25 protein-coding genes and 1 tRNA gene are annotated in these 24853 nt (G+C 36.3%); 4 read left to right on the top strand and 22 right to left on the bottom strand.

Annotated elements, in window-relative coordinates; genetic code table 11:
- Positions 1-24: 24 nt before the first annotated feature.
- From IGJ23_RS04070 to map, 16 genes are all read right to left on the bottom strand, one after another.
- Positions 25-2163 (bottom strand): glycosyltransferase family 2 protein, encoded by a 2139-nt coding sequence (locus IGJ23_RS04070; RefSeq protein WP_063626791.1) that lies wholly within the window; start codon positions 2161-2163, stop codon positions 25-27.
- 37 nt (positions 2164-2200) lie between these two features.
- Positions 2201-3787 carry a class I SAM-dependent methyltransferase gene (locus tag IGJ23_RS04065; protein ID WP_438774637.1) on the bottom strand — a complete coding sequence of 529 codons (1587 nt, stop codon included), beginning with the start codon at positions 3785-3787 and terminating at the stop codon, positions 2201-2203.
- Positions 3777-4997: an ABC transporter ATP-binding protein gene (locus IGJ23_RS04060; protein WP_010719738.1), complete on the bottom strand. Its 1221-nt coding sequence runs from the start codon at positions 4995-4997 to the stop codon at positions 3777-3779. The genes IGJ23_RS04065 and IGJ23_RS04060 overlap by 11 nt, the downstream gene beginning before the upstream one ends.
- Before the next feature lie 11 nt (positions 4998-5008).
- Positions 5009-5815, bottom strand: coding sequence for an ABC transporter permease (locus tag IGJ23_RS04055; RefSeq protein WP_063626787.1), 807 nt, complete (start codon positions 5813-5815; stop codon positions 5009-5011).
- A 213-nt stretch (positions 5816-6028) separates the two neighbouring features.
- Positions 6029-7282 (bottom strand): EpaQ family protein, encoded by a 1254-nt coding sequence (locus tag IGJ23_RS04050; protein ID WP_438774636.1) that lies wholly within the window; start codon positions 7280-7282, stop codon positions 6029-6031.
- A gap of 222 nt (positions 7283-7504) precedes the next feature.
- A complete protein-coding gene (locus IGJ23_RS04045) occupies positions 7505-9556 on the bottom strand; it encodes a DUF7657 domain-containing protein (protein ID WP_438774635.1) in 2052 nt (683 codons plus the stop codon).
- A gap of 51 nt (positions 9557-9607) precedes the next feature.
- Entirely contained in the window at positions 9608-10456 is an 849-nt protein-coding gene (gene rfbD, locus IGJ23_RS04040) for a dTDP-4-dehydrorhamnose reductase (RefSeq protein WP_053766096.1), read from the bottom strand.
- 181 nt (positions 10457-10637) lie between these two features.
- Positions 10638-11666, bottom strand: coding sequence for a dTDP-glucose 4,6-dehydratase (gene rfbB, locus IGJ23_RS04035; protein WP_010719743.1), 1029 nt, complete (start codon positions 11664-11666; stop codon positions 10638-10640).
- 21 nt (positions 11667-11687) lie between these two features.
- Positions 11688-12260, bottom strand: a complete 573-nt coding sequence (rfbC, locus tag IGJ23_RS04030; RefSeq protein WP_010719744.1) for a dTDP-4-dehydrorhamnose 3,5-epimerase — start codon at positions 12258-12260, stop codon at positions 11688-11690.
- Between the two features lie 14 nt (positions 12261-12274).
- Positions 12275-13141 (bottom strand): glucose-1-phosphate thymidylyltransferase RfbA, encoded by an 867-nt coding sequence (gene rfbA, locus IGJ23_RS04025; RefSeq protein ID WP_053766099.1) that lies wholly within the window; start codon positions 13139-13141, stop codon positions 12275-12277.
- 88 nt (positions 13142-13229) lie between these two features.
- Positions 13230-13946 (bottom strand): glycosyltransferase family 2 protein, encoded by a 717-nt coding sequence (locus IGJ23_RS04020; protein WP_081128594.1) that lies wholly within the window; start codon positions 13944-13946, stop codon positions 13230-13232.
- A 13-nt stretch (positions 13947-13959) separates the two neighbouring features.
- Positions 13960-14784, bottom strand: coding sequence for a glycosyltransferase (locus IGJ23_RS04015; RefSeq protein ID WP_088745112.1), 825 nt, complete (start codon positions 14782-14784; stop codon positions 13960-13962).
- Complete coding sequence (locus IGJ23_RS04010) at positions 14781-15581, bottom strand: glycosyltransferase (protein WP_010719748.1); 801 nt, start codon at positions 15579-15581, stop codon at positions 14781-14783. The genes IGJ23_RS04015 and IGJ23_RS04010 overlap by 4 nt, the downstream gene beginning before the upstream one ends.
- Positions 15581-16711 carry a glycosyltransferase family 4 protein gene (locus IGJ23_RS04005; protein ID WP_010719749.1) on the bottom strand — a complete coding sequence of 377 codons (1131 nt, stop codon included), beginning with the start codon at positions 16709-16711 and terminating at the stop codon, positions 15581-15583. Before IGJ23_RS04005 ends, IGJ23_RS04010 begins: the two co-directional genes overlap by 1 nt.
- A gap of 68 nt (positions 16712-16779) precedes the next feature.
- The gene (locus tag IGJ23_RS04000; protein WP_010719750.1) at positions 16780-17703 is read right to left on the bottom strand and encodes a YihY/virulence factor BrkB family protein; all 924 of its coding nucleotides are present in this window, start codon (positions 17701-17703) and stop codon (positions 16780-16782) included.
- A 26-nt stretch (positions 17704-17729) separates the two neighbouring features.
- Entirely contained in the window at positions 17730-18494 is a 765-nt protein-coding gene (map, locus tag IGJ23_RS03995; protein ID WP_438774634.1) for a type I methionyl aminopeptidase, read from the bottom strand.
- Between the two features lie 158 nt (positions 18495-18652).
- On the opposite strand from map, the gene IGJ23_RS03990 reads away from it, so the two are divergent.
- Positions 18653-19093: a flavodoxin gene (locus IGJ23_RS03990; RefSeq protein ID WP_010719752.1), complete on the top strand. Its 441-nt coding sequence runs from the start codon at positions 18653-18655 to the stop codon at positions 19091-19093.
- 189 nt (positions 19094-19282) lie between these two features.
- Here the strand turns inward: IGJ23_RS03990 and IGJ23_RS03985 are convergent, their stop codons facing one another.
- The gene (locus tag IGJ23_RS03985) at positions 19283-19852 is read right to left on the bottom strand and encodes a TetR/AcrR family transcriptional regulator (RefSeq protein WP_010738183.1); all 570 of its coding nucleotides are present in this window, start codon (positions 19850-19852) and stop codon (positions 19283-19285) included.
- A gap of 258 nt (positions 19853-20110) precedes the next feature.
- On the opposite strand from IGJ23_RS03985, the gene IGJ23_RS03980 reads away from it, so the two are divergent.
- Both IGJ23_RS03980 and IGJ23_RS03975 read left to right on the top strand, forming a co-directional pair.
- Positions 20111-21343: an aminopeptidase gene (locus IGJ23_RS03980; protein ID WP_010719754.1), complete on the top strand. Its 1233-nt coding sequence runs from the start codon at positions 20111-20113 to the stop codon at positions 21341-21343.
- 317 nt (positions 21344-21660) lie between these two features.
- Positions 21661-22056 (top strand): hypothetical protein, encoded by a 396-nt coding sequence (locus tag IGJ23_RS03975; protein ID WP_034867835.1) that lies wholly within the window; start codon positions 21661-21663, stop codon positions 22054-22056.
- Between the two features lie 62 nt (positions 22057-22118).
- Here IGJ23_RS03975 and IGJ23_RS03970 read toward each other — a convergent pair.
- Positions 22119-22192 (bottom strand) — tRNA-Arg (locus IGJ23_RS03970).
- Between the two features lie 152 nt (positions 22193-22344).
- Between IGJ23_RS03970 and IGJ23_RS03965 the strand changes: the two genes are divergently transcribed.
- Positions 22345-22509 carry a hypothetical protein gene (locus IGJ23_RS03965; protein WP_010719756.1) on the top strand — a complete coding sequence of 55 codons (165 nt, stop codon included), beginning with the start codon at positions 22345-22347 and terminating at the stop codon, positions 22507-22509.
- Positions 22510-22667: 158 nt separating this feature from the next.
- Here the strand turns inward: IGJ23_RS03965 and IGJ23_RS03960 are convergent, their stop codons facing one another.
- From IGJ23_RS03960 to IGJ23_RS03945, 4 genes are all read right to left on the bottom strand, one after another.
- Positions 22668-23849 carry a GNAT family N-acetyltransferase gene (locus tag IGJ23_RS03960; RefSeq protein WP_010719757.1) on the bottom strand — a complete coding sequence of 394 codons (1182 nt, stop codon included), beginning with the start codon at positions 23847-23849 and terminating at the stop codon, positions 22668-22670.
- 145 nt (positions 23850-23994) lie between these two features.
- Entirely contained in the window at positions 23995-24408 is a 414-nt protein-coding gene (locus tag IGJ23_RS03955) for a DUF3284 domain-containing protein (protein WP_010719758.1), read from the bottom strand.
- Positions 24408-24590, bottom strand: coding sequence for a DUF3188 domain-containing protein (locus tag IGJ23_RS03950; RefSeq protein ID WP_010719759.1), 183 nt, complete (start codon positions 24588-24590; stop codon positions 24408-24410). The genes IGJ23_RS03955 and IGJ23_RS03950 overlap by 1 nt, the downstream gene beginning before the upstream one ends.
- A 27-nt stretch (positions 24591-24617) precedes the next feature.
- Positions 24618-24839 (bottom strand): hypothetical protein, encoded by a 222-nt coding sequence (locus IGJ23_RS03945; RefSeq protein ID WP_010719760.1) that lies wholly within the window; start codon positions 24837-24839, stop codon positions 24618-24620.
- Positions 24840-24853: the final 14 nt, after the last annotated feature.

Here is a 24853-nt window from a genome sequence, read left to right as displayed (position 1 = left end):
ATAGTTTCTATTTTCATTTCTTAATTAATCTGGTCTTAATGAAAAATCTCCAATTCCTTCTTTTGTCAGATTATCGTTATAAAAAGGATCATGGTTGATATATCCTGGCCATTTCACTTGCATTTTCTTTATCTCACCTGCAAAACGTTTTTGCTTCTCAGGAGTATCTTCATAGCCTCTTGATTTTGATTCAAAATGATAAAGTTCAACTTGATGGGCATAAACATTATATCGACCTAGCTCATAAATTTTCAGGCATAAATCCACATCATTGAAAGCGACTGCTAATGTTTCATCAAAGCCATGGACCGCATGAAAATCACTGGCTTTGACCATCATACAGGCAGCTGTTACCGCTAAGTAATTGACATCGATGACTAACCGACCAAAGTAACCACAGTGTGTTTGGTCATAGTTGTTCAACGCATGACCAGCAACGCCACCAATACCAACTAACACACCAGCATGTTGTGTCGTATCATCTGGGTAGTAAAGTTTGGCACCGACACAGCCAATTCGATCAAATTGCGCATAGGCAACCATATTGGTCATCCACTCAGGCTCAATAACTTCCGTATCATTGTTTAAGAACAATAAATATTTGCCACTTGCTTTTTCTGCCGCTAGATTGTTGATCCTAGAATAATTGAAAGGTATATCGATCAATTCCACTATAAAACGTTCGTTTAGTCGTTGCTGGTATTCCTTAAATAGTTCCTGCATCTTAGGATCGGTACTACCGTTATCAGCAACAATGATCTCATAGTTGGAATAGGTTGTTTTGTCAATAATTGAGTCGATACATAGTTTTAAGTCATCATATCCGTTTTTAGTGGGAATAATGACACTAACTAAGTCTTCTTGCAGCACTTCATAATTGACCTCGTAGAAACCAGAGATTCGTCCAGGACGAACTTTTCCTTTAATTCCTCTACGATCGAGTGCATCAGTCAATGCCTTGACTCCAGAATCATAAATATAGCTCTTCGCTTCACCATTGCTGGCAGTAGATCCCGGAATCGTGCGCCAGTGATACAGTACTTTATCAATGTGATAAATGTGATCAGCTGGGATCTGCTCAGTTATTCGTAGTACCAAGTCATAATCTTGAGAACCTTCATATCCTTTTCTAAATCCACCGATTTCTTTAACTAAGCTGGTACGATAAACCCCTAAATGTGAAATATAATTATTGCCCATTAAAGTGTCTGGTGACCAATCCGCTTTAAAATGAGGATCAAAACGCTGACCTTCTGCATCGATCTTATCTTCATCGCTATAAATGACATCAAGTTCAGGACGCTGATTCAAGACGCTTGCGACTTCAAACAACGCATAAGGCGGTAGTTCATCATCATTATCTAACAACGCCATGAACTCCCCTGTTGCCATTTCCAAAGCAGAATTGGTCGCTAGACTGATATGCCCATTTTTTTCTCTAAAAACGACTTTGATTCGTTGATCTTTAGCTTGATACTTTTCTAAACATTTTCTGATTTTAGGATCAGTTGATGCATCATCACTGATACATAGTTCCCAGTGATCATACGTTTGTTTTAAAACAGAATCAATACATTTTTCCAGCCATTTGATTTCGACATTGTAGACTGGCATAAGTACTGAGATTAAGGGACGATATTCAAATCCTTTAGCATCTTGACGTTGCTTTTGGAGATCAAACTGTTCATGACGTTTGATCCATTCGGTATAATCAACAGAAGCTGGTTTCATTTCAAATTTGACACGTCGGATCGCTTTTTTCACTCCGTGTGTCCGTGCATAATTGAATCCTTTTTGAAGCAATCTTTTTTTCTTTTCCCAGTTTGTTTCAAGGCCATCGTCATATGGATAACGACCATTCAATTTCACCGCGATCCCATTTTGATGGGATTTTGTTTGGAAATCTAAAATCGCTTTACCTTTCATTCTTCCAGATAATCGGATGTTGAAACCACTTGGTGTTTTCACATCCAGATTGTATAAATGATTGATATCCAAACGAACAACATTGGTGACTTCGGCAGATACTTTGTCCTTATCGACTTTGATGATCGGAATTTCTTTCGTCACCTCATCGACCGCCCAGCCAACAATCAATAAATCCCCAGTTGCTCTTTCACGAGTAATTCGGTCTATAAATACAGCAATCTCTTTTTTTTGCACGAGCTTTTGTTCTCCTTTATTAAAAATAAGTTCGTTCTTATATCTCGATAAACCAGGATTCGCCATTTTCAGCAACAGCTTCAATTAAAAAAGATTTTTCTCGTTCACATCTTATTTGCAATTCAAAACCAGCTTTTGTTCCCACTGGCAATTGTTCCGCCTCATTTACTTCTGGCCGTTCAAACTGCAAGGCTTGAAAAAATGGTGCTTGGTTCACAGATAACTTATAGGATAACGGCTGACGTTGTGCGTTAGAAATTCCCCAACCATTGATTGTCAAAATTTTCGTTTCTGGATCCCAATGCTTGCTATCCACGCATAGAGAAATCGCCTTTGCTTGAATTTTCTTTGCTGTTTCTTTCGATCGAAGCTTGCGGTTTCTTGGTTTAATTGCGAATTCTTCCTCAGTTATCAGTTTACAATAACGGTCAGTCGTCATCTGTAATTCGTTATCTAATTTTTCATTTGTCAATCGCACTTGTTCATTTTCTTTTTTCAGCGAAGTGATTTGTGCCATTAGACGTTGCTCGATCTGCGCTAAAGGTTTGACTGCCTCAAGTAGTTCTTTCATGGTTTGTGTCAATTCCCCGATAAACCGATAATGACAATGGATCGTCAATTCTTGACCTGCGACATCAAATAGAGTAAATTGTGGCGTTACTTCACCATCAAATAAATAGCAATCATTTTGTGTTTTGATTACTGCATTAGATTGGATGAAATCAATTTTGTTCCCCGCCAACTCCCCGCTAAATTCGATAAAACTTGGTTGATCAGCAAATTTAAAAATGACCGATTCGACATCCCCGGCAATTGGAAAAGTCAATGTTTGGTTTTCTCCCGTATAATTGTTGAAAGGATATTTTTGGGAGACTTCTTTGTTTGCAGTCTTTTGGATCACTTCCACCATTCGAACATAATTCGAATTTTGTGGTTGTGAGATGTGACTATTCTCAGTGTGTTTTTTCAAAGAAAAGAAGTATTGATAAACTTCTCCGAAAGGTCGCATTTTGAACTCATAGCGAACTGCTTCGGGTAATTCTTCATAAGTTGAATTTAATTCTGTGTCTCCGACAGCTAAGTAAAGGTAATCCTCAATATTAATAGATAAACCAGCTTTTTCAAACACTTTTTTAAAACCTTCATGTGTGTAAAAAGAATTATGTGTTTCATCTAATAAGCCATAAGAAGCCCATGGCAACTCATTGTTGAATAAATGGATCAGCACAGAATTATGGACTAAATTCGGAAATGTGATTAAAATTTCTCCATCTTCATTGAGAAATTCTCTCACTTTTTTTAATGTTTCAGCTGGGTTCACTAAATGTTCTAAAACATCGGCAAAAAGGATATAATCAAAGGTTTGCCCTGCATAATAGTTTGCCCACTCAAAACTTTCAATATCTCCATAAAAACCATCTTGTGAAAATTCACTGACAAAATCGAATAATTCTTTATCTAATTCGACGATACTTACTTGACAATTTTTGGCTCCGATTAAATGTTTGGTCAATCGGCCGTTTCCCGGTCCAAATTCCAAGACTTTGCTGCCTGGTTTAATTTGGGCAGCAATTTTCCCTACACTACTTTGTTCATCTAAGTCCATTTCAAAATCATACTTCATCGGCTAGATAACCTTCTTCCCATTTATGGTCTAAGACCACGATTCCTTCCCCAATATATGAACCATTAACAAATAAGTTCATATATTTTGTTTTGTAAACTAAAGGTACGGTGGCATTTTCTTCAAAAATTGCCACATCAAAATAATATTCACCAGCTAGCAGGCCTAGTTTTTCATATTCTAAATAGAAAACATTTTTGCCTTTTTTCCAAGGGATTTTGATGCCGTCCAACAGTGTATTTAAACCACATACGTAAAAATTATCGACAGTTCGTAAGGCGATCCCTAAAACAGGATTCTTGATCGAATCATCTTTTACTTCATAGGTTACTTTGACATACAGTGTTTCGCCTTGATCAAGCACGTCAACAGGATTTTTTTCTTTATCCAATAATTCCGCACTCAGTACATCAACGATGTCAGGCGCTGCAAAACGTTCCATTTGATTTTTATTTCGATCAACTGTTTTGACTGATTTTTTCTTTAAAAAGTTTTCATAGTTCGTTGTGACATCCATGGTATCCCCATATTCAACCACTTCACCATTTTTTAGCCAATAGGATCGATCACAAAAACGGCGGATCGAACTGATGTCATGGGAAACGAATAAGATCGTTTTACCTGAGTTCTTGATTTCAGTAAATTTCTCCATACATTTCAACTGGAACTCAAGGTCCCCTACAGCTAAAGCCTCATCGACAATCAAGATATCTGGATTGACATTGATAGCTACCGCAAAGGCTAAACGAACAAACATCCCACTGGAATATGTTTTTACTGGTTGGTAAATATGTTCGCCGATATCAGCAAATTCAATGATGTCTCCGACCATTCCATCGATTTCTTCACGAGAAAAACCTAACACCATGCCATTCAAATAAATATTATCATAGCCAGAATATTCGGGGTTGAACCCAGAACCTAGTTCTAATAGTGCAGATATTTTCCCTTCAATCTCCATTGTTCCAGATGTGGGCGTCAAAACGCCAGTAATGATTTTGAGCATGGTGGATTTTCCTGAACCATTTTCTCCGACAAAGCCGATCATTTCCCCTTTTTTAATTTCCACATTGATATTTTTCAATGCATAAAAAACGTCATGGTAAGATTTTTTGAAGGGATTCAAAGCTTCACGAAAACGGTCAGATGGTTTTGCGTACATATTATAAGATTTTGTAATGTTTTTTAATTTAATCGCATATTCAGTCATATTCATACTCCTTACAGCACATCTGAAAAATGTGGTTTCAATCTACGGAACACAGCAGATCCAATAACGAAGATAGCTAGCGTAAATACCCAGAAATAGAGAGTATACATTCCGTGTTCCCAGAACCAAGCTTGTCCTAAGAAAGACTCACGATATCCTTGTACAACATAATAAAGTGGGTTTAGTTTTAAGATTTGGACGATCACTGGATTGAACTGACTTGGACTCCACAGGATCGGCAATGTCCACATAATCAATTGTAGAGAAATCGTAATCAATTGCACGATATCTGGTAGAAATGGTTGAATCGATGCTGTCAACCATGTTAAGCCGGTTAAAAAAGCACACATACAGAATAAATAATAAATCAGTTGGAGCGTCATCCAAGTTGGATAGATTCCATGTCCAATAACCACCACTAAACCAACGAAAATAAAGAAAAGATGTGCATATAGATTCGATAAAATTTTCGTAGTTGGTAAAATGCGGATATTAAATACAACTTTTTTTACTAAATAAGTGTATTCTCTGAAAACTAACGTCGTTGATGTAAACGCGTCAGAAAAAAAGAACCATGGGATCATTCCCGTAATCAAATAAACAATAAAAGGATATTTTCCATCCGTCATCGCTGCCTTTAATCCAAAACCAAAGACCAGCCAATAAATCAATACGGTAAAGACAGGATTAATGAATGCCCATAAAATTCCCAAAAAAGAGCCCGCATAGCGAGACTTAAAGTCATTCACTGAAAACTGAAGCAAGAGCTTTCTATTCTGGTAGATATCCTTCATAAATAAAAACAGATCTTTAAACATTTGTGTTCCTCCAAGCAAATTCTGTTAATTACAGTCATGTGCCATTTTACCACACTTTTACTCACGGACTGTGATATTCTTAGTTTCTTAATTTTCTATTAAGCAACTTTACGCTAACATTTTTATTTTACATAAGAAATAATTTAATTGCAATGAAGCAAAAAGCTAGCTGACCCAAGAATAACTTGTTTCAACTAGCTCTTATCTAAGTGTTTAATATCGACGTGCTACTCTTGATAAAGAGCCGTCTGTCGTTCCCCTCGTTTGTTGATTTGCTATTTTCCGCTTGTTTGCAACGTTTTTTAAATCATCATAGCGATGACTTGCCATTCCCAATAACAGATAGATGATAGGTACCCACGGAAAAGAAGTTAAAGTGTCTTCCATAAAGGATTGGATCATCACTGCAAAGAATGCCCATAAAAAGGTTACTTGTCCATTCGATAAATCTGCTTTTAAGGTCAATCGACCTACATAGATTAAGACTAGTACCCCTGCGATGATGACACCCAGCAATCCATATAGATTTAAAAATGAATTATAACTATTGTGATTTCCTAAAAATTGATTTCCACGTTGAAAAATGAACGGTTTCATTCCAACCCAGACTTGTTCGCTTTTTTCTGAAATAGTCTCATAGAATTTCAACCAAATTTCTTCACGACCAGTAAAGAGATTTAGATGCTCGGAATGAGCTGCTAAGTAAGAAACTGGCAACGCAAAAATCGTGACAATCATGTAGGCTAAAAATGGCGCTCGTATTATTTTGAACAATTGTTTTGGCCAAATATCCAGTAAAACAAATACGATCATCGCAACTAAAGCACCTTTTGATTGACAGACCCAGATACCAATAATCCCAGCAATCACACTCGGAAATCCAACGAATACCCGAACATACCAGCGCTCAAATGAACTGGCAAACCCACTGATCAGTAAGGAGAGGGTCATTAAAGTACTACCAATCGTATTCGTGTTGATCCAAATATCGGAAACTTTATTATCAGGCAACCAAATACTTTCACCATCAGGAATTTTTATTTCAGTAAAAATGCGGTATAACGTAATGCCAAGAAAGACATAACATACTAAAATAAAAATCGAACGATCTAACTTATCAAACTGAATCCATTTAACCGTCAAACAAAAGACTATGATTAGCGGGATCAAAAGATCTACATTCATAGAACTTGCTCTTACTTCACGGAAATGATCAAACAGAAAATAAATAAGCATTGCCGCTGCTAAAAAAATAAAGTCAGCTCTTCGTCCTTTATATACGTTTAAAATAAATAAAATGACAATGCCAAACGTAACAAATTGCGCACTGTTGTCATATAAAAAAAGCGCTTGAGCATTGCCTAGGCCTGCTGTCCATACAAAATAAATAGCAGAAAGAAATAGAATCAGTAATCCAACACTCATTTTATTTATTAATTTTCCAATAACCGTCTGAATAATCTCCATCCTCCTTTCATACTGTTTTATTATACTGTTTTTTAAAAACAAACGGCAATGCTATTTTTAGATTAATTGATAAAAAACTCACTTTTAGTGCTTCATCCAGTCTTTTTAAAAGAAAAAACATGGAACCTAAAAATAGGTACTGAGCAATTTCAGAAGAAGCAGTAAAGAAATTTACTTCCTTACACTCCCATATCAATTACTCAATACCTAATAATTACTTTCTCAACCGCCTGTATACGACCATTCATCTACTTGGTTATCCGTATTATTCACAGCATTATTGGCTGTAGATGGATCGTTTTCAGGATAGGTTACTTCAAAAATCATATAACCATCTTTATCAGGACCGTATAGTTGAGTGAATTGTGCTTGGTACAATTGATTATAATCAGTTAACGGGCGTTTGCTGACCACGTATTTGATTCCAAGCTTTTCAGCATCTTTAAAGTTGAGGGTCACAGAAAACATATCTGGACGATCTAAAACAAATGAAGTTTTTTCTTTAGCAATAAAGGCACGTGTGTGGGCATATCGATTATAATATTTTTCATATTTTTTATCTGGATCAATTTTAGCCCATGCCTTCATGTCTGGATAAAAGCGTACCGAATTAAAAGCTTTTACGCCTAATGTTGGTGTAAAGTTATACAGCTCATCTTCTGTTAACCATACTTGTTGTGGATCTGCCTGATCAATTGCTTTTATCTCTTTTGCCAGAGTCTTTTCAAAGATCGCACCAGTTCCTTCTACAACTGGGTTCACAAAGAAACCTGAAGCTACAATCAAAGCGATAAACGAAAGATAGAACAATCGACAACGTCGGAACAGAATAAATGCCAGGATTAACGTACCAACAATCACAATCATGGTGATCTCTAATTCGGTAAAGTATTTTGTCATTTTGGAATTGACCAAAGCATACGCAAAGATTCCCGCGTTCGCCAACAATAGGAAAAATTTATACCATGTTGGGATCACATCTTCTTGCCAAATATAGGCAATAAACCATATGGTTAAGAGGCAAGCTGCAAAGCTAAAGGTTAATATTGCTCTAAAAGGTGGCACGTAAGATAATAAAGTGAGTTCAGCGAGCCATTTTGGTAATCCTAAAGTAATCCAATAAATTGAAAACAGACAAAAGAGCATTAAAATCCGTCCAAACAGTTTTTGTTCACTATTTTTTTTACCAAATAAAACAAATGGGCTTGCTAAAAAGACGGTCGGGAAGAAATGATAAAACAGAGCAACTTCAGAATTATTAGAAAAATTGATATCTTTAAACGAAATTTTCCAGTTTGTCAGAAAATAAAAGAACTCTCCTAAATGCCATTTTCCTCCTGTACTTACTCGTTTTCCTGGATATAAGGTATTTAAAGAAGCCAGTAACGCATCTTTAGAGGTTAACCAAAAGTGGATCAGTACGCCACCTATAAATAATATTGCCCCAATGATCAGTACTGCATCAAACCAATCCCAAGTGATTCGCTTCCCATAATAGAGCAATAACCCAACAAAATAAAAGACAAGAAAATAAGCAAGCATAACTTGATGGGCTGGATAAATCACCAGGATAAAACCTAGACCAAATATGACGATCAAACTCATCATCATTGCTCGTACCCATTTTTTTTGATGTTGGTAAAAATAATGATAAAAAACAACCATTAGTCCTAATGTGAAGAAAATCAAATCTCCCACGTGTTGCATGAACCACCACTGGACTGCTGGTGAGAAAGTTAAGGCAAAGGCGCCTACGAGTGATAAAGTTTTTTTTCTTTTTGTCAAAATCATTAAAACTTCATATCCCAATAAAACCATGACCACTAATTTCATTGCCCAATAAAACGAAAGCCCACGATCTCTTCCCAAGAAAAAGAATCCCCAATTGAATGGTTTACCAATAACTGTGATATCTTTAACAGGAGAATTATAAGCAATGATCATATTTTGTCCATTTAAGGAATAATCGGGATTTACTAAAGGATAGTCATTTTCAGCTTGTGAAAGATAAAAAGGTGTTTGCACGAGCCATTCATCTGAACGAACTTCCCTATTTTGCCCGAAGATGACATCAGTTTTCTTTCCGTCATCTCGTTGCGATACATATTTATCCCATACACCCAATGAACTACCATTCAAATTAAACGTCACAATAACTACAATGACTAGCAATCCGATGAGGTAACGAAGTTTTAGAAAGACATCAAGAACAGAATGATCTGTGCGCTCAGGCTTAACGGCTGTTCGTTGCGCGCGTCTTGTTTGTTTTTCCATGCGATTCTCCAATTTCTAGTTTGTTCTTTTTTTTACGGAAAAACAAGTTTGCTATTTCAAACTTTCAGCTGCTTCCAACATTTTTGCTAATGCTTCTTGCCATGTCGGAATGACAAAGCCTAGATCTTCTGCTTTCTTTAGACTCATCACAGAATATTGTGGGCGAACTGCTTTTTGTGGATACTCTGCTGAAGTGACTGGTGCTACTTCGACATCCGTATCTTTTAAGATTTCTTTGGCAAATTCATACCATGAACAGCTATTATCATTGGATAACTGATATACGCCATAAGGTGCTTGTTTTTCAATCACATATACCATAAATTCAGCAAGTGTTCGAGTCCAAGTTGGGCGACCATATTGATCATTGACAATAGTTAAACGATCATGCGTTTCGGCTAAACGTTGCATTGTAAAGACAAAATTATGTCCATAAACACCAAATACCCATGAAGTACGGATAATATAATAGTCTTCTAAGATTTCTTGAACTGCTTGTTCCCCTAATAATTTTGTGCGACCATACTCATTCAATGGGTTAGTTGGATCGTCTTCGCGGTATTCTTGGTCTTTCTTTTTGCCATCAAAGACATAATCCGTACTGATATATACTAATTTAGCATTCACTGCTTTTGCAGCCAATGCCACATTTTTAGTTCCATCAACGTTAATCTTCTCATCTAATTCTTTGCCTTCTTCTTCTGCTTTATCAACGGCTGTATACGCTGCACAATGAAAAATAATTTCTGGCTTTAAGTTTGTAATATACTCCATTGTTTTTTCTGCATCAGTAATATCCAGCTCAGCAGCATCAGTTGACACATAAGCCATTCCTTTTTCATCTAATAAATGGCGTAATTCCGTTCCAAGTTGACCATTTCCTCCAGTTAATAAGAACATTCTGATCTCTCCTCTTTTTTGTTTTAAAAAGGGGTCTGCAACATCTGTCACAGCTCCCCTTACAATTGCCAATAAACAATTCCTATTTTTATACTAATTTTTTTCTGCACGTTTTACAACTTCATGCGTGTCTTTTTTACCCGAATTTTTTGAGAGTTCATTAAATCCGGCTTATCATCATTTATTGACCATTTTTGGCATAGGCTGCTTCCACAGCTTCTTTTTCTTTCTTCCACCAATCTTGGTGTTCTTCATACCATTTGATTGTATCAGCTAAACCATCACGGAAGTTGGTAAATTCAGGTTGCCAACCTAGCTCCTCACGTAACCTTGTCGAATCAATTGCATAACGTAAATCATGTCCTGCACGATCGTTGACATGGTCGTAAGCATCTTTGGGTTGTCCCATAAGTTCCAAAATCAATTCCATGACTGTTTTGTTATCTTCTTCCCCATCGGCACCGATCAAATAAGTTTCACCGATTTTTCCTTTAGTCAAAATCAACCAAACCGCAGATGAATGGTCATTCGTATGGATCCAATCACGAACGTTTTTTCCTTCACCATATAGTTTTGGACGTATACCACTTAAAATATTAGTAACTTGACGAGGAATAAATTTCTCAATATGTTGATACGGTCCATAGTTGTTTGAACAATTTGAGATCGTTGCTTGCAACCCAAATGAACGAACCCAAGCTTTCACTAATAGATCAGAGCCCGCTTTAGTTGAAGAATATGGACTTGATGGATTATAAGGTGTTTCAGCTGTAAATTTTTCCCCTTCGCCTTCTCCATGACCTGGTAAATCTTCACGTAAAGGTAAATCCCCATACACTTCATCGGTGGATACATGATGGTAACGAACATTGTATTTACGACAAGCTTCTAACAGGGTGTACGTACCAATAATATTGGTTTGGACAAAAGGAAATGGATCTTTTAGCGAATTATCGTTATGCGATTCTGCTGCATAGTGGACTACGGCGTCTGCTTCTTTGACTAAACGATCCACTAATTCTGCATCCGCAACATCACCAACGACCAATTCTACACGGTCACTAGGTAGCCCTGCTAAGTTCTCTTTATTCCCAGCATAAGTCAATTTATCTAACACCGTAACATGAACCTCTGGATGATGATTGACCACATAGTGGACGAAATTTGAGCCGATAAATCCGGCACCACCAGTAACAATGATATTTTTCATATAAAAATTCTCCTTGCAATCCTAAATTTCACCATAAACAAATGGATTTTCTGCTTCAAACTCTTTTAAAGTTGGATGATGCTGATCCTTTTCAGACATAATCGCTTTGGAAAGATCGATAGGCCAATCAATCGCTAAGTCTGGATCATCAAAGGCAATCCCACCATCAGCTTGTGCATTGTAGTAATTATCACATTTGTAAAGAAAATTGACATTTGGTGTCAATGTCACAAATCCATGAGCATAACCTTTAGGCACCAAAAGTTGTCGATGGTTGTGTTCAGATAAGATAAAGCCTTCCCATTTACCATAGGTTGGACTTCCTTTACGAATATCGACAATCACATCTAAAACAGCACCAGAAGTTACCCGAATCAATTTCGTTTGTGCTGCTTCTCCTTTTTGGAAATGCAGTCCGCGGATAACACCAGCTTCTGCCGATAATGAATGATTATCTTGAACAAAATCAAAATCTAAACCATGTTCAACAAATTTTGCTTTGGAATAACTTTCGGTAAAAAAGCCACGATGATCACCAAAAACATCCATTTCAATGATCTTCACATCTGTTAAATTAGTATCAGTTACTTTCATTACTTCAGACTCCCTTAATTGTTGGCCAACTGTAAAAGATATTGACCATATTGATTTTTTTTCAACGGTTGAGCTAATGCAAGTAATTGCTCTTTAGTGATATATCCCATTCGGTAGGCGATTTCTTCTAAGCAAGCTACCTTGAGATTTTGACGTTTTTCAATCGTTTCAATAAATGTGGATGCCTCTAGAAGAGATTCATGCGTGCCAGTGTCTAACCAAGCAAAACCTCTACCCATCAATTCAACAGATAGTTTTCCTTTTTCTAGATAGACTTTGTTTACATCAGTGATCTCTAATTCACCACGTTCAGAAGGTTTGATGTTTTTCGCAATCGAAATAACATCATTATCATAAAAATATAACCCTGTTACTGCATAATTTGATTTTGGTAGCGCAGGTTTTTCTTCGATTGACAGAGCCCGCATCTTTTCATCAAATTCTACAACACCAAAACGTTCTGGATCATTAACGTGGTAACCAAACACTGTTGCTCCAGTATCTTTAGAAGCAGCGCGTTGAAGCATTTTAGATAAGCCACCACCGTAATAGATGTTATCTCCTAAAACTAAGCACACACTATCATCACCGATAAATTCTTCACCGATAATAAAAGCCTGTGCTAGCCCATCTGGACTTTCTTGCACTGCATACTCAATTTGTAATCCTAACTCTGCCCCATTACCAAACAGTTCTTTAAATCTTGGTGTATCTTGAGGAGTAGAGATAATCAGGATTTCTTTGATACCCGCTAGCATTAGTGTAGACATTGGATAGTAGATCATTGGTTTATCGTAGACTGGCATCAACTGTTTTGAAGTTGCCTTAGTTAGAGGGTATAAGCGTGTACCACTTCCCCCAGCAAGAATGATTCCCTTCATGAGTATAAATTCTCCTTTTCAATTTAAAATTCACCTTGTTATTATCTCATCAAACTTGTTATTTGTCATGGAATTATTAACGATTTAACTATCTTTTATTAATTCCAAACCATTTTCTCTTCACAAGCGCCTTGATCAGATTCAACCGCCAGGTAATTTTTTGGGTTAGTTTAGTGTTTGTTTTGATTTCACTCACATTAAAATCATGTCTACGATAAAGTGTCAATGTTTCTCTAATAAACCCAACACGAGTTCCACCTAACATTCCAATCCACATATCATGCATTGGTACTTCAGAAGGAATCGGTACTATTTTTTTCTTTAATGAAGATCGAAAAGCCATGCCGGCACCGATATAATTACTCCGAATCAAATTATTGAGCCAGCCTGTTCGGGAATGCCGATAGGAAAAATACGACGCGTGTATCTCATTGAGTTGACCATCCACAATCACTAGATCACTCACTACTACTAATTGTTGCGGATTTTCTTCAAAATATGCGGTGATCTTAGCCACCTTATTAGGTAGCCAAACATCATCTTGGTCTGCTAAAAAAATGATGTCACCTTTAGATTGTTGAATGGCATGGTTGAAGTTGGCAATGACACCTTTCCTTGGTCCTTCAACAAATTTGATTCGATTGTCTAGTTGCGTGTATTCCTTTATAATTTGACAAGTTTCATCTGTCGATCCATCATCTGAAATAATCAATTCATCCTCAAGTGTCAGTTGGTTTAAAATACTATCCAATTGTTCTCTTAAATATCTGCCACCATTAAAGGTAGCCATACAAACTGATCGCACAAATTCACACCCTTCAGTTTTCAGTAAATGATTGTAATGTCAAACGCCATATTTTACGATTTCTGACTGTTAAAAATTGTTTTACTGTACGTAACAATAATTGTTTTCGATGACGCGGTAACATTTCTTTATCATAATTTTGATAAAAAGTTTTTTCAGCTTTCAGTATCGACTGATACCTTGTAACAGAAACTTTCTGATAATCAAGAACTGAAAGATCATGTTCCATTTTTTCAGGTAAGATAAAAACCGTCTTTTTGAACTGATAGATCGTCCAAAAAAGCCAATGATCCAAGAAATCAAGGGGAAAATCTAAATTAAAACCGCCAATTTCCTTTAAAAATTTGATAGAAAAAACAGCGCCCGAATTAATCGCCATGATTCGTCTTTGACTGAGCTGTGATCGATCAACCTTTTCAACTTGACGATTGATATAGCGATCCGCAAAAACAGGCGATATTTGGTTGCTTCCAGCATAAACCAACGGAACTGCTGCAACCAATTCATCTGTCCAATCAATCGTTAATAGCGTATCAAAATACGTTGCAGTCAATTGACTATCATGATCGAGTGTAACGAAATAGCGAATATTCTGCTGTGCATGATTCAACGCATAATTATAAGCCGTAGCCAGACCAGGATTTGATGGATCATGATAGTAGCTTATATCTTCGTTTTGTTCTAATAATGGCTCCAATTGCATAACGGGACTATTATCATAAACAACCAGTTGGATCTTCTTCTCTTTGACAGCTTTCATGAGCAGATCAAAAGAAGGCGATTGACTAAAACGCTGCTGGTATAATACGATAACGACTACTATTTTGGGTATGGTCAAAAGAAAGTCCACCCCCACTTATTGAAAAATTTCACCATTGACTGTAAAAAGATACGAAAAAGTTTAAAATTGCGATGAGCGCCTTTTCCATATAAATGAACAATCGTATATAACGGCGTATAAAGGAGTTTTTCTCCTGCTTTTTCAAAAGTTAAGCAAAGATCATTATCTTCAAAATACATAAAATAGCGATTGTCAAACCCGTTGACTTTTTTAAATTTATTGACATCAACGACCATAAAACTACCAGAAATCATACGCACGTAGCTATTGGTTGTTTCTGACAAATCATGGCATTCGAATTTTGCTAAACGTTGAGCAAACAACTGCTTGACAAAACGAGCCGGAATAAACCGCAATACATAATCGAATACATCTAATTTTTGGCGAATCAAATGTTGTGTCGTACCATCTTCATTCAATATTTTAGGTGCTAACATGGCACATTCTGGATGTTCCTGCAAAAGTTTGACCAAATCAACGACTGTCTGCTGATCCACCAGAATATCTGGGTTAAAGATCACAGCATAAGAAAAGTCACTCGTTAATAAATTATGGTTATGTCCATAACCAAATCCTTTATTTTCCTGATTAAAATAGATTTTGACAAACGGATACTTTAGATATTCTTTCAATCGTTCTTGGTAGTCAATCGACGAAGCATTATCGAAAATCAAGATCTCAACCATGGCTTGGTCATTTATGCTGGCTAGAAGCGTATCTAACGTTTGAAAAATCTTTTGACTATTAGCCGTTACGATGCTAATTAAAATCGGTTGTTTTTGATTTATTTTCATTAGTGTCTAGTCCATTTCCTTTTATATTTCTGTATGACTTGTGTTCGATATTCTTTATTGCCTAAAAAACGTAAAGTTTTAAGAATGTACTGATGCTTCTCGTTGATCAATCCAATCAACTCAAACAATAAAATAGCCGCAAATAGCATCGAAACGATCAAAACAATCGAACCGAGACGCCCAGTATAGTTCATGATCATGGCAGTAAATGAAAACATCAATGCCATAGCATAAATGGTCAAAACTGCTCCTTTATGCGTAAAACCTAGACTCAATAATCGATGATGTAGGTGTTTTTTATCTGCTGTAGAAAAAGAGACACGGTTCGCTTTTCTGCGAATAATCGCAAAAAATGTATCTGTTACTGGAACGCCCATCACAATCAATAATGAGATAGAAGAAACAAATGTTACATTCTTCAGACCTTGTAGAGAAAGAACAGCCATCATAAATCCTAAGAACAATGCCCCAGTGTCTCCTAAGTAAATTTTGGCAGGATAAAAATTATAAGGAAAAAAGCCAATAATGCTTGCCACTAAACAGAATATGACGATTGGTATGTATACTGTAGAAGCATGTAGGAAAAAATATCCGATAATACCAATTGTAATCAACCCGATCAACGAGATTCCGGTTGCCAAGCCGTCTAATCCATCAATCAAATTAATTGCATTAGTGATACCGAAAATCCAAAAAATGGTCACAGGAAAACTCAGCCAACCCAATTCGATATAACCAAAAAAGGGCAAAGTTACTGAATCAATGTGAATATCTGCCACAAAATAGACGATCAACGCTGCTAATAAGATCCCGACGGACTTTTGTTTAGGCGTCAACTCGTATTTATCATCCAGTACTCCCGTTAGAATGATCACTAAGGAAGCTAGTAAAATAGGAATGATATAAAATTTGGGAATGATGTCACGAAAAAACAATAAGGTGGATACGACAAATGAAATAAAAATGGGTAGTCCCCCAGCTGAAGGCATAGGTATTTCATTAATACGTCGCGCATTCGGTTTATCCACCATTCCGGTTTGGACAGAAATAATTTTAAATATGGGCGTTAGTACTAAAGATAACAAGATTGTTAAAAAAAATTTGACAACCATACTAAATGAAACAAGCATATTGGCACCTACTTTAATTAAGAGTCTAGAATTATTATAAAACACTCAAGCAATAAAAACTCGCAGTTCTATTTTTTTTTATGAGAAAATTTATTTTTGAAACGAATCCACCATTTATTTGTAGAAACTCGTCTTTTCTTGATTTCGTTACCTGTTATGTATTCTTGCACAACAGCATTGATGATTCCGCCAAATATAATGATTGTAGCAGCAAAATTGAGCCATAGCATCAAGACGATGAAACTCCCGATGATTTGGTATCCACTGACTCTTGTTGCAAAGTATTTTGCGTAGATTCCAAACACCTGAGATAGCAACATCCAGCCGACAGTAGCAAAAATCGTTCCCGGAATCACTGCTTTTAGTTTTAATTGCGCATTCGGTACTATCACATAAATCAAAAACATAATGATAAATAAGACAACTAAGGTAATCGGCCATTTCAAAGTTTGGAACTGGATAATCACATTGCCAGAAAAATTAAAAATCGGTTGGAGCGCTTCAAGTATCATTTGACCCAGTCCTAAAAAAATCGTTACTCCACTAATCGCAATCATGAAAAGTAAAATCACTACTAATGAAAAGAAACGGACGATCAAAAAATTCTTTCTATTTTCTACACCATAAGCCTTATTCATGGCAATTTGTAAAGCGTTGATACTTTGACTGGCAGACCACAAAGCAGCTAAAGCAGATAACGACAACAAGCCACCGGAACTTTGCGTTAACAAATTTCGAATTGCAGGACCGATAAACTGATAGACCGTCTCAGGGATGATTTGCCGCACATAAGTCAATACTGTCTCTTGATCGATTTTTAGAAATGGCAAAATATTACCAAACGCAATAATTAGGGGAAATAAAGACAATAATAAATAATACGCCACAACAACTGACGTGGTACCCATTTCTGAATCAGTGATCCGTTTTTTTGTTGTTGCAATAAAACGCATTAAATTTTCGTTTTGCTTTATTTTCCCTAATAATTTCATCAAATTCTCCTTATTGATCTAGCTTCTCAATACGTACCTTCTTCACCTTGAGAAGTTAAGATTCTTGGTCCATCTTTCGTAATTGCCAGTGTATGTTCATATTGGCAAGACAAGCCACCATCTCTTGTATAAGCAGTCCAGCCATTTGGATCCATTTTCATTTTCCAAGTTCCAGTATTAACCATTGGCTCAATGGTAATAACCATCCCTTCTTTTAACCGTAGACCTTTTCCTGCTTCACCATAATGAGGGACAGCAGGTTCTTCATGGATCGTTGGACCCACACCATGCCCAATAAAGTCACGGACAACCGCTAAGTTTTCACTTTCAACATAAGTTTGGATAGCATGACCAATGTCGCCAATTCGGTTCCCAACTTGCGCTTGTTCGATTCCCAGATACAAAGCTTTTTTTGTCACTTCCATCAAGCGGGCAATTTCCGGTGTTGACTCTCCCACTACATAAGCCCAACAAGAATCAGATATGCCGCCTTTTAAATCGATACACATATCCACTTTCACTAAATCGCCATTTTTCAGCGGTTTTTTACGTGGAAATCCATGACAAATTTCGTCATTGATGCTAATACAAGTCGCATACTCATAGCCTTCAAATCCAATTTGAGCCGCAATCCCACCATGGCTTTCAATATAGTTACGAACAAAAACTTCAATATCCCAACTCGTCACGCCTGGTTTGATAAAATCTCGCAGATTTTTATGTACATCCGCTAACAACGCGCCAGACTCAGCCATTGTTTCAATTTCTCGTGCTGATTTCAATGTAATCATATTTTCGTCTCCTTTTTACAAATCTTCCTCATTTTACCATAGTGTCCGGTCGTTCGCCAAATCAGATTCTCTTCACATGACTTGTTTTCTTTTAGTAAAGGTTTTGGTATAATCTGTAAATGTTAGAGGATCATATATCAATAAGTAGGAGGCAACCCATGGCTTTAGCAAAAATCGTTTACGCAAGTATGACTGGCAATACAGAAGAAATTGCTGATATCGTAGCAGAAGCTTTTGAAAATTTAGATATTGATGTTGAAATCAATGAGTGTACTCAAGTGGATGCAGATGAATTTGAGGATGCAGATATTTGTGTCGTCGCAACTTATACATACGATGATGGTGACTTACCAGATGAGATCGTAGACTTATATGAAGATTTACAAGAACTTGACTTGTCTGGAAAAATCTATGGCGTTTGTGGTTCTGGAGACACTTTTTATGATGAATTTTGTAAGTCCGTAGATGACTTCGATGCTGCCTTTGCGAAAACAGGAGCAGTCAAAGGAACAGAAAATGTTAAAGTTGATTTAAACGCTGAAGAAGAAGACATCGAAAAACTCGAAGCATTTGCTAAGGCGCTTGTTTCAAAATTATAGGCCAAAGCAGTCAGCTCACAGCTGAGAACTTTTGGCAAAACTTCAATTATTTGATAAAAAGAACGTGTGATGCTGGAGAGAGTTAGCATCACACGTTCTTTTTATCATGTTTTTAGAAGCTTTTTTAATTTCAAAAAATCAATGTGTATGTTTGAGAAAGACTTTCGAGAAATACTTCAAGTAGTTTTTTTAATTCACTTGGATCGTTTCTTTCGTATTTAGCGTCGCATTGATGCTATCTTGGATCATTTTTTCAATTTGTTCCTTGGTCGGATGAATGATACTTGAAGACATCAGTGCCGCTAATCCTGTAGCGATGATCCAAATTGTGTTATGCAAAGACTCAATTTGTTCCGCAGATAGATCAGCATACTCTGGATCTTTCTTGACCGTCTCGACAAAATAATTATAAGAGAAGTTTTGCATCTCCCTTCCCCCACCATATTCTTCTAAGTACAGAGAACTGTATAATTTTTTCTCTCGATTGGCAAAATCAATATAGTTTACAGCTAAATCGATAATGGTATTTCCTGTATGTACAACTGGGAACACTTCATGCTTCAAGTACTCGTAAATCTGAGCAAATAAGGCTTGCTTCAGATCATCCATGTTTTTGAACTCAAGATAAATCGGTTGAGTCGAACAATTCATTTTATTTGCAATATTCCTTGCCGTAAATTTTGAAAATCCTTCTGTGGTAGCCACTTCAAAAGCGGCTGCCAAAATCTGATCTTTTGTGATCGTCTTTTTTCTTGCCATAATTTTTTAATCTCCTTGAAATTATTTATAACGCTTCCACCATTGATTAATTTAATTGTAACATGATTATTTTGTTATGCACAACTTGTTTTTTTATTTTTAAAAAATTACTTTAAAAACAATCAATTTTATAAATTTTAGACATCATTTAGAAGAACACCCATTTTTTTATTTTACGATTCTGGCAGATTGTCTCTAAAAGAATTAAATGTTATCATACAAATAGCTATTGGATGAAACATTAGGAGGAAATGGATTATGTTAGAAAATTTTAATGAGAACCTCGAAAAATATGCACGATTAATTGTTGAAACCGGCGTAAACGTCGAAAAAGACCATACAGTTGTTTTACAAATCAACGTCGATCAAGCCCCATTAGCTCGCTTGATCACCAAAGAAGCCTATCGTTTAGGTGCAGCTGAAGTGATCGTACAATGGACGGACGACGTGATCCAAAAAGAATTTCTTTCTTACGCTGCACAAGACCGTCTTGAAACTGTTCCACAATATAAAATTGATCAGACTGATGATTGGATCGCTAAAGGTGCTAGCCGAATCAGTGTTGTATCTGCCGATCCAGATGCTTTTGGTGGCGTAGATGGAAAACGAATCGCTACGTATCAAACTGCCGCTGGCAAAGCAATGATGAATCTAAGAAAAGCGACCCAAGCAAATAAAGTAAGCTGGACTGTAGTCGCTGCGGCTGGTAAACAATGGGCAGCTAAAGTTTTCCCAGATTTACCAGAAGAAGAACAACTGGATGCGTTATGGGATCAAATTTTTAAAACAACTCGTATTTACGAAGAAGATCCTGTACAGGCTTGGAAAGAACATGATGAAAAATTAGCAAAAAAAGCCGATGAATTAAATCAAGAACAGTTTACTGCCCTGCACTATACTGCCCCTGGCACAGATATCGTCATTGGCCTACCAAAAAATCATCTTTGGGAAGGCGCAGGAAGTTACAACTCCCGTGGAGAAAAATTCATGGCAAATATGCCTACTGAAGAAGTGTTTACTGCACCTGATTACCGACGGATTGATGGTTATATCTCTAGTACAAAACCATTGAGCTATGCAGGTACGATCATCTCAGGGATGAAGTTTACTTTTGAAGCTGGAAAAGTCATTGATTTTTCTGCTGAACAAGGTCAAGAAGTATTGGAAACCTTGCTCAACACTGATGAAGGCGCACGCTCATTAGGAGAAGTAGCACTCGTTCCCGATCCTTCGCCAATTTCTCAATCGGGTATTATCTTTTACAATACTCTATTTGACGAAAACGCGTCGAATCACTTAGCTCTAGGATCTGCGTATGCCTTTAGTGTCGAAGGTGGTACTGAAATGACCGATGAAGAACTTGCGCAAGCTGGTCTTAACCGCAGCCAAACCCATGTTGATTTTATGGTTGGTTCTGACCAAATGAATATTGACGGTATCCGTGAAGACGGATCTACTGTTCCAGTATTTAGAAATGGTGACTGGGCTTAGTCTGATAAAACGATATAAAAAAAGAGGAGAAATCTTAAACGACCTCCAAAAGTTAGATTTTTGGTCTAACTTTTTGGGGTACTACAGACTTCTTCTCTTTTTTGTGATGATTATTTCTATTACAGACAACACTTTTCCCTGCTACTCACTGAAAGATGGTCGAATAAGCGATTTTTTGATCCTGTTGTTCAAGTTTTTTATAAAAATTATTTATACTATTTATCACGAAATTCTATTAATACATTTTCTATTTTTTGATAAGATTGACAAAAACAACATTTATTATTAAAAATTAGAAAAAATGATGGAGAGATAGTATGCCTTTTATTGTTTATTTTTTTGTCTTACTATTAACGCTTTATATCCCTCTGCCAACTGCGTTATTGTTTTTTCATCGTTTAGCTAATCAACATGACCTGCTCACAACAATCCACAAATTCATTTTGCTATTTTTGGTTTGTTTAGATTATCGGTTCAGTTTCTACTGTATTTATCAATGTAAAATAAAGAAACAATACTACTTGTACCTTATCTTGATTAATATTATCGAATTAGGCATCCATTTTTATTTACTGGTCAAATACCAAACAGTTTGCTTAACTATCATCACTTTGAGCCAGTTATTATTGCTTATTTGTATGTTTACCTTTCCTTTATCAAAAAAATTTAGAAAAGCTGTCTTTCACTCACCAGAAAAATCGAATGTAGCGTAGAAAACTATCTTGGTCCCACATAAACAAAAAAAACCTGAACCACAACGGTTACAGGTTTTTAACGTTCCTGACTGGAATTGAACCAGCGACCTATCGCTTAGGAGGCGATTGCTCTATCCTACTGAGCTACAGGAACAAGTTCTCAATAATATTATTTTAGCTTGTTTAAGAAGCACATGCAAGCTTCTCTTAGAAAAATCATTTTTCTTCCTAAGCAAAACGTTTCCACTAGCTTTTGACGAGTGATAAAATAGAATTATCCAACAAGTGATGAGGGAGGTTTTATTTATGAAAGACAAACCAAAAGAAGAAGTATATGCTGAACGCTTTGATGCTTCTAAACAAGAACGAGAACAACTATCAAAAGAAGCCATTAAACAGCATGAAGATGAAAAACCTCAGAAAAAAGAAAGTCGCAAATTCAAGTTTACTAAAAAAGAAGATTTGCTGTAGAGAAATGAGATAAATCAGTGGCAAAAAAGCAATCTGATTTTCAGAATGATATCGAAAAAATTTCAAAATAGCTTTTTATACGATAACGCCCTCCAAGAATTCGTCGAAAACCTTGGAGGGCGTTATATGCGTTGAGCAACAAACATTTTACGTTCATTTTAAAAATAATCATTTAGAATAGGTTGCTGACTTGGAAAGCATGGCGCCATTTCTAATAGAGCTTCAGTTGACAATTGGATGTGATTGTAAAAAACAAGTTCTTCCATCTGACGATACCCCATTAATAATTGAGTCATGCGTTGAATAGTTCCACTGATGGTTGGTAATTTTGTTTCTGTTACTTTTTCAATTTTCACCTCTGCATTTGATACAGTGATCTCAAAGATCCCTTCATTCCACTGTGCGTAAGGATCATCTGTTACTTCTAAAGCAAAAGTGAGCGCTTGTTTTTTGAAAGGATAGTCTTTCAAAAACAACTCAAGATCAACAATTCTGCCCATCATATATGGCGTGATCGTCATTTGTGCAAAAGGATTTTTAAGCAAATAATTTTGATCACTACCTGAATAACCACAAGCATAGTCAAAAGAAGCAAACGCCCCACTATGGGAACTAACAAACCTCACTAATCCTTGAAAGGCTTCATGACTCAAATAGCCCCATTCCACTACTACAAATGTTGGTGCCGTTAACTGGTAAACCACATATCCCGCTGCTTGACCAGATTCATCGTAATACAGCGCATAATGATTATCTGTCTTTTGCTTAAACTTATAAGTATACCACCAGTCTTCTCTACTTAATCCACCACGTTGATTTGCTGGCATTTGTTTATAAATCATTTCTATGACTTCTTTTGCTTGTTCAAAAGTCACTCGTTTCATTTTGCCAGCCGTCTTTTTCACGTTCGGTACATCTCGACTATCCAATTGATAATTGATTTTATCAAACAATTGCTCATAACCGTAGCGACGATAAAATGGGTAAGAAAATGGAGCAAGATAAGAAAGACTTACTTTTCTTTCACGGCAATCTTTTAAGATTTTTTCCATGATTTGATTGATCCCGCCTTGTCCCCTAGCTTCAGGATAAGATGCTACATAACCGATTCCTGCCATTAAATACTGTTGTCCATAAAATTCAACAGAAAAAGGCGTCGCCATTACTTGGCTAGTGAGTTGCTCTTCCTCGTCAAAAAAACCATAATTCCATGAATTTTCAACGATCAGTTTGAATCGTTCACGTCTTGCAGGTGTATCCTGCGCATTAAATGCATAGGTTGCTAGTTCAAACATCGCTTCTTGATAAGCAACACCAAGTTCTTTTACTTCATTTGCCATTTTTGTTACCCCTTCCATCAAAAACAATAAAAAATTGTGTCAAGTTCAGTGATCCAACCATAGTCACTTTATCAAAATAAAAATGTTATTTCAATAAATCACTATTTAGCTGAATCAACTGCTTCTTGTCACAATTAGTTTTTTACTAGTAAGTTTCTTCGATCATTACTAACATTTTTTTGAAGCGACGTTTTTTAAAATACATCAACATCGTTCCTAAAATCATATCATTCAATTTTTGTAGCATCCCATATGATTGCATTTGTTCCGTATAACGTACTTCGCAGGTTTTATCATCTAACGCTTTGATTTGATAATGGACGACATAATCATTTTTTGTGGTAGATGTTCGAAATTTATACGACTGATTTTCAATAACTTCCTCGATCTTGATGCGAGCGCGGCTATTTTGTGAGAATTGTTTGACGTATTCAAGGTTTTTAAGTTGTTTACGAGTAACCGATTTTCCAGTCGCTTTACGTACATCAAAAAGGACAGAGTCCATCACTTTATCATAGAAAAAGGATGCTGGAATATTTAAAGTTTTAACGATTTCCATTAGCTATTTTTCCCCTTTGCTTCTTCTCTTTTTTTCCCTTTTAAAAAGAAATGTATACCTAAACCTGCCAGAAATAGTCCTGTAGCCATACTATACAAATCATAGTTTTGCGAACTAGGATTTAAACAATACAATACGATCAGTGAACCAATACTACATAAAAATAAGCCGTTTTTCATCATTTTGAACCCTTCCTATCTTACAACCAGTTAAACTGCTGTTGCTTGAAAATATAAAACAGTGCCCCATGGTTGTGCTTTGATTAATGCTTTTGCTTTTTGTGCTGCTGCTTCTTTATCTTGTGCGCTCGTCTCAAAAAACAATTTGATCCCTTGTTTTTCTTTAAATGTATATGAAAAGCCATCTTCATTGTAACCTTCTAATAACTCTTTGATAGCATCTTGTTGCATGGCACTTGCGATTGAAATCATTTTAGTTCCTCCTA

Origin of the sequence: Enterococcus sp. DIV1682a, assembly GCF_051711005.1 — a bacterium.
GTDB lineage: Bacteria > Bacillota > Bacilli > Lactobacillales > Enterococcaceae > Enterococcus_B > Enterococcus_B hirae.
The sequence above is the reverse complement of the archived record's forward strand: the minus strand, read 5'-3'. Positions and strand labels throughout refer to the sequence as shown.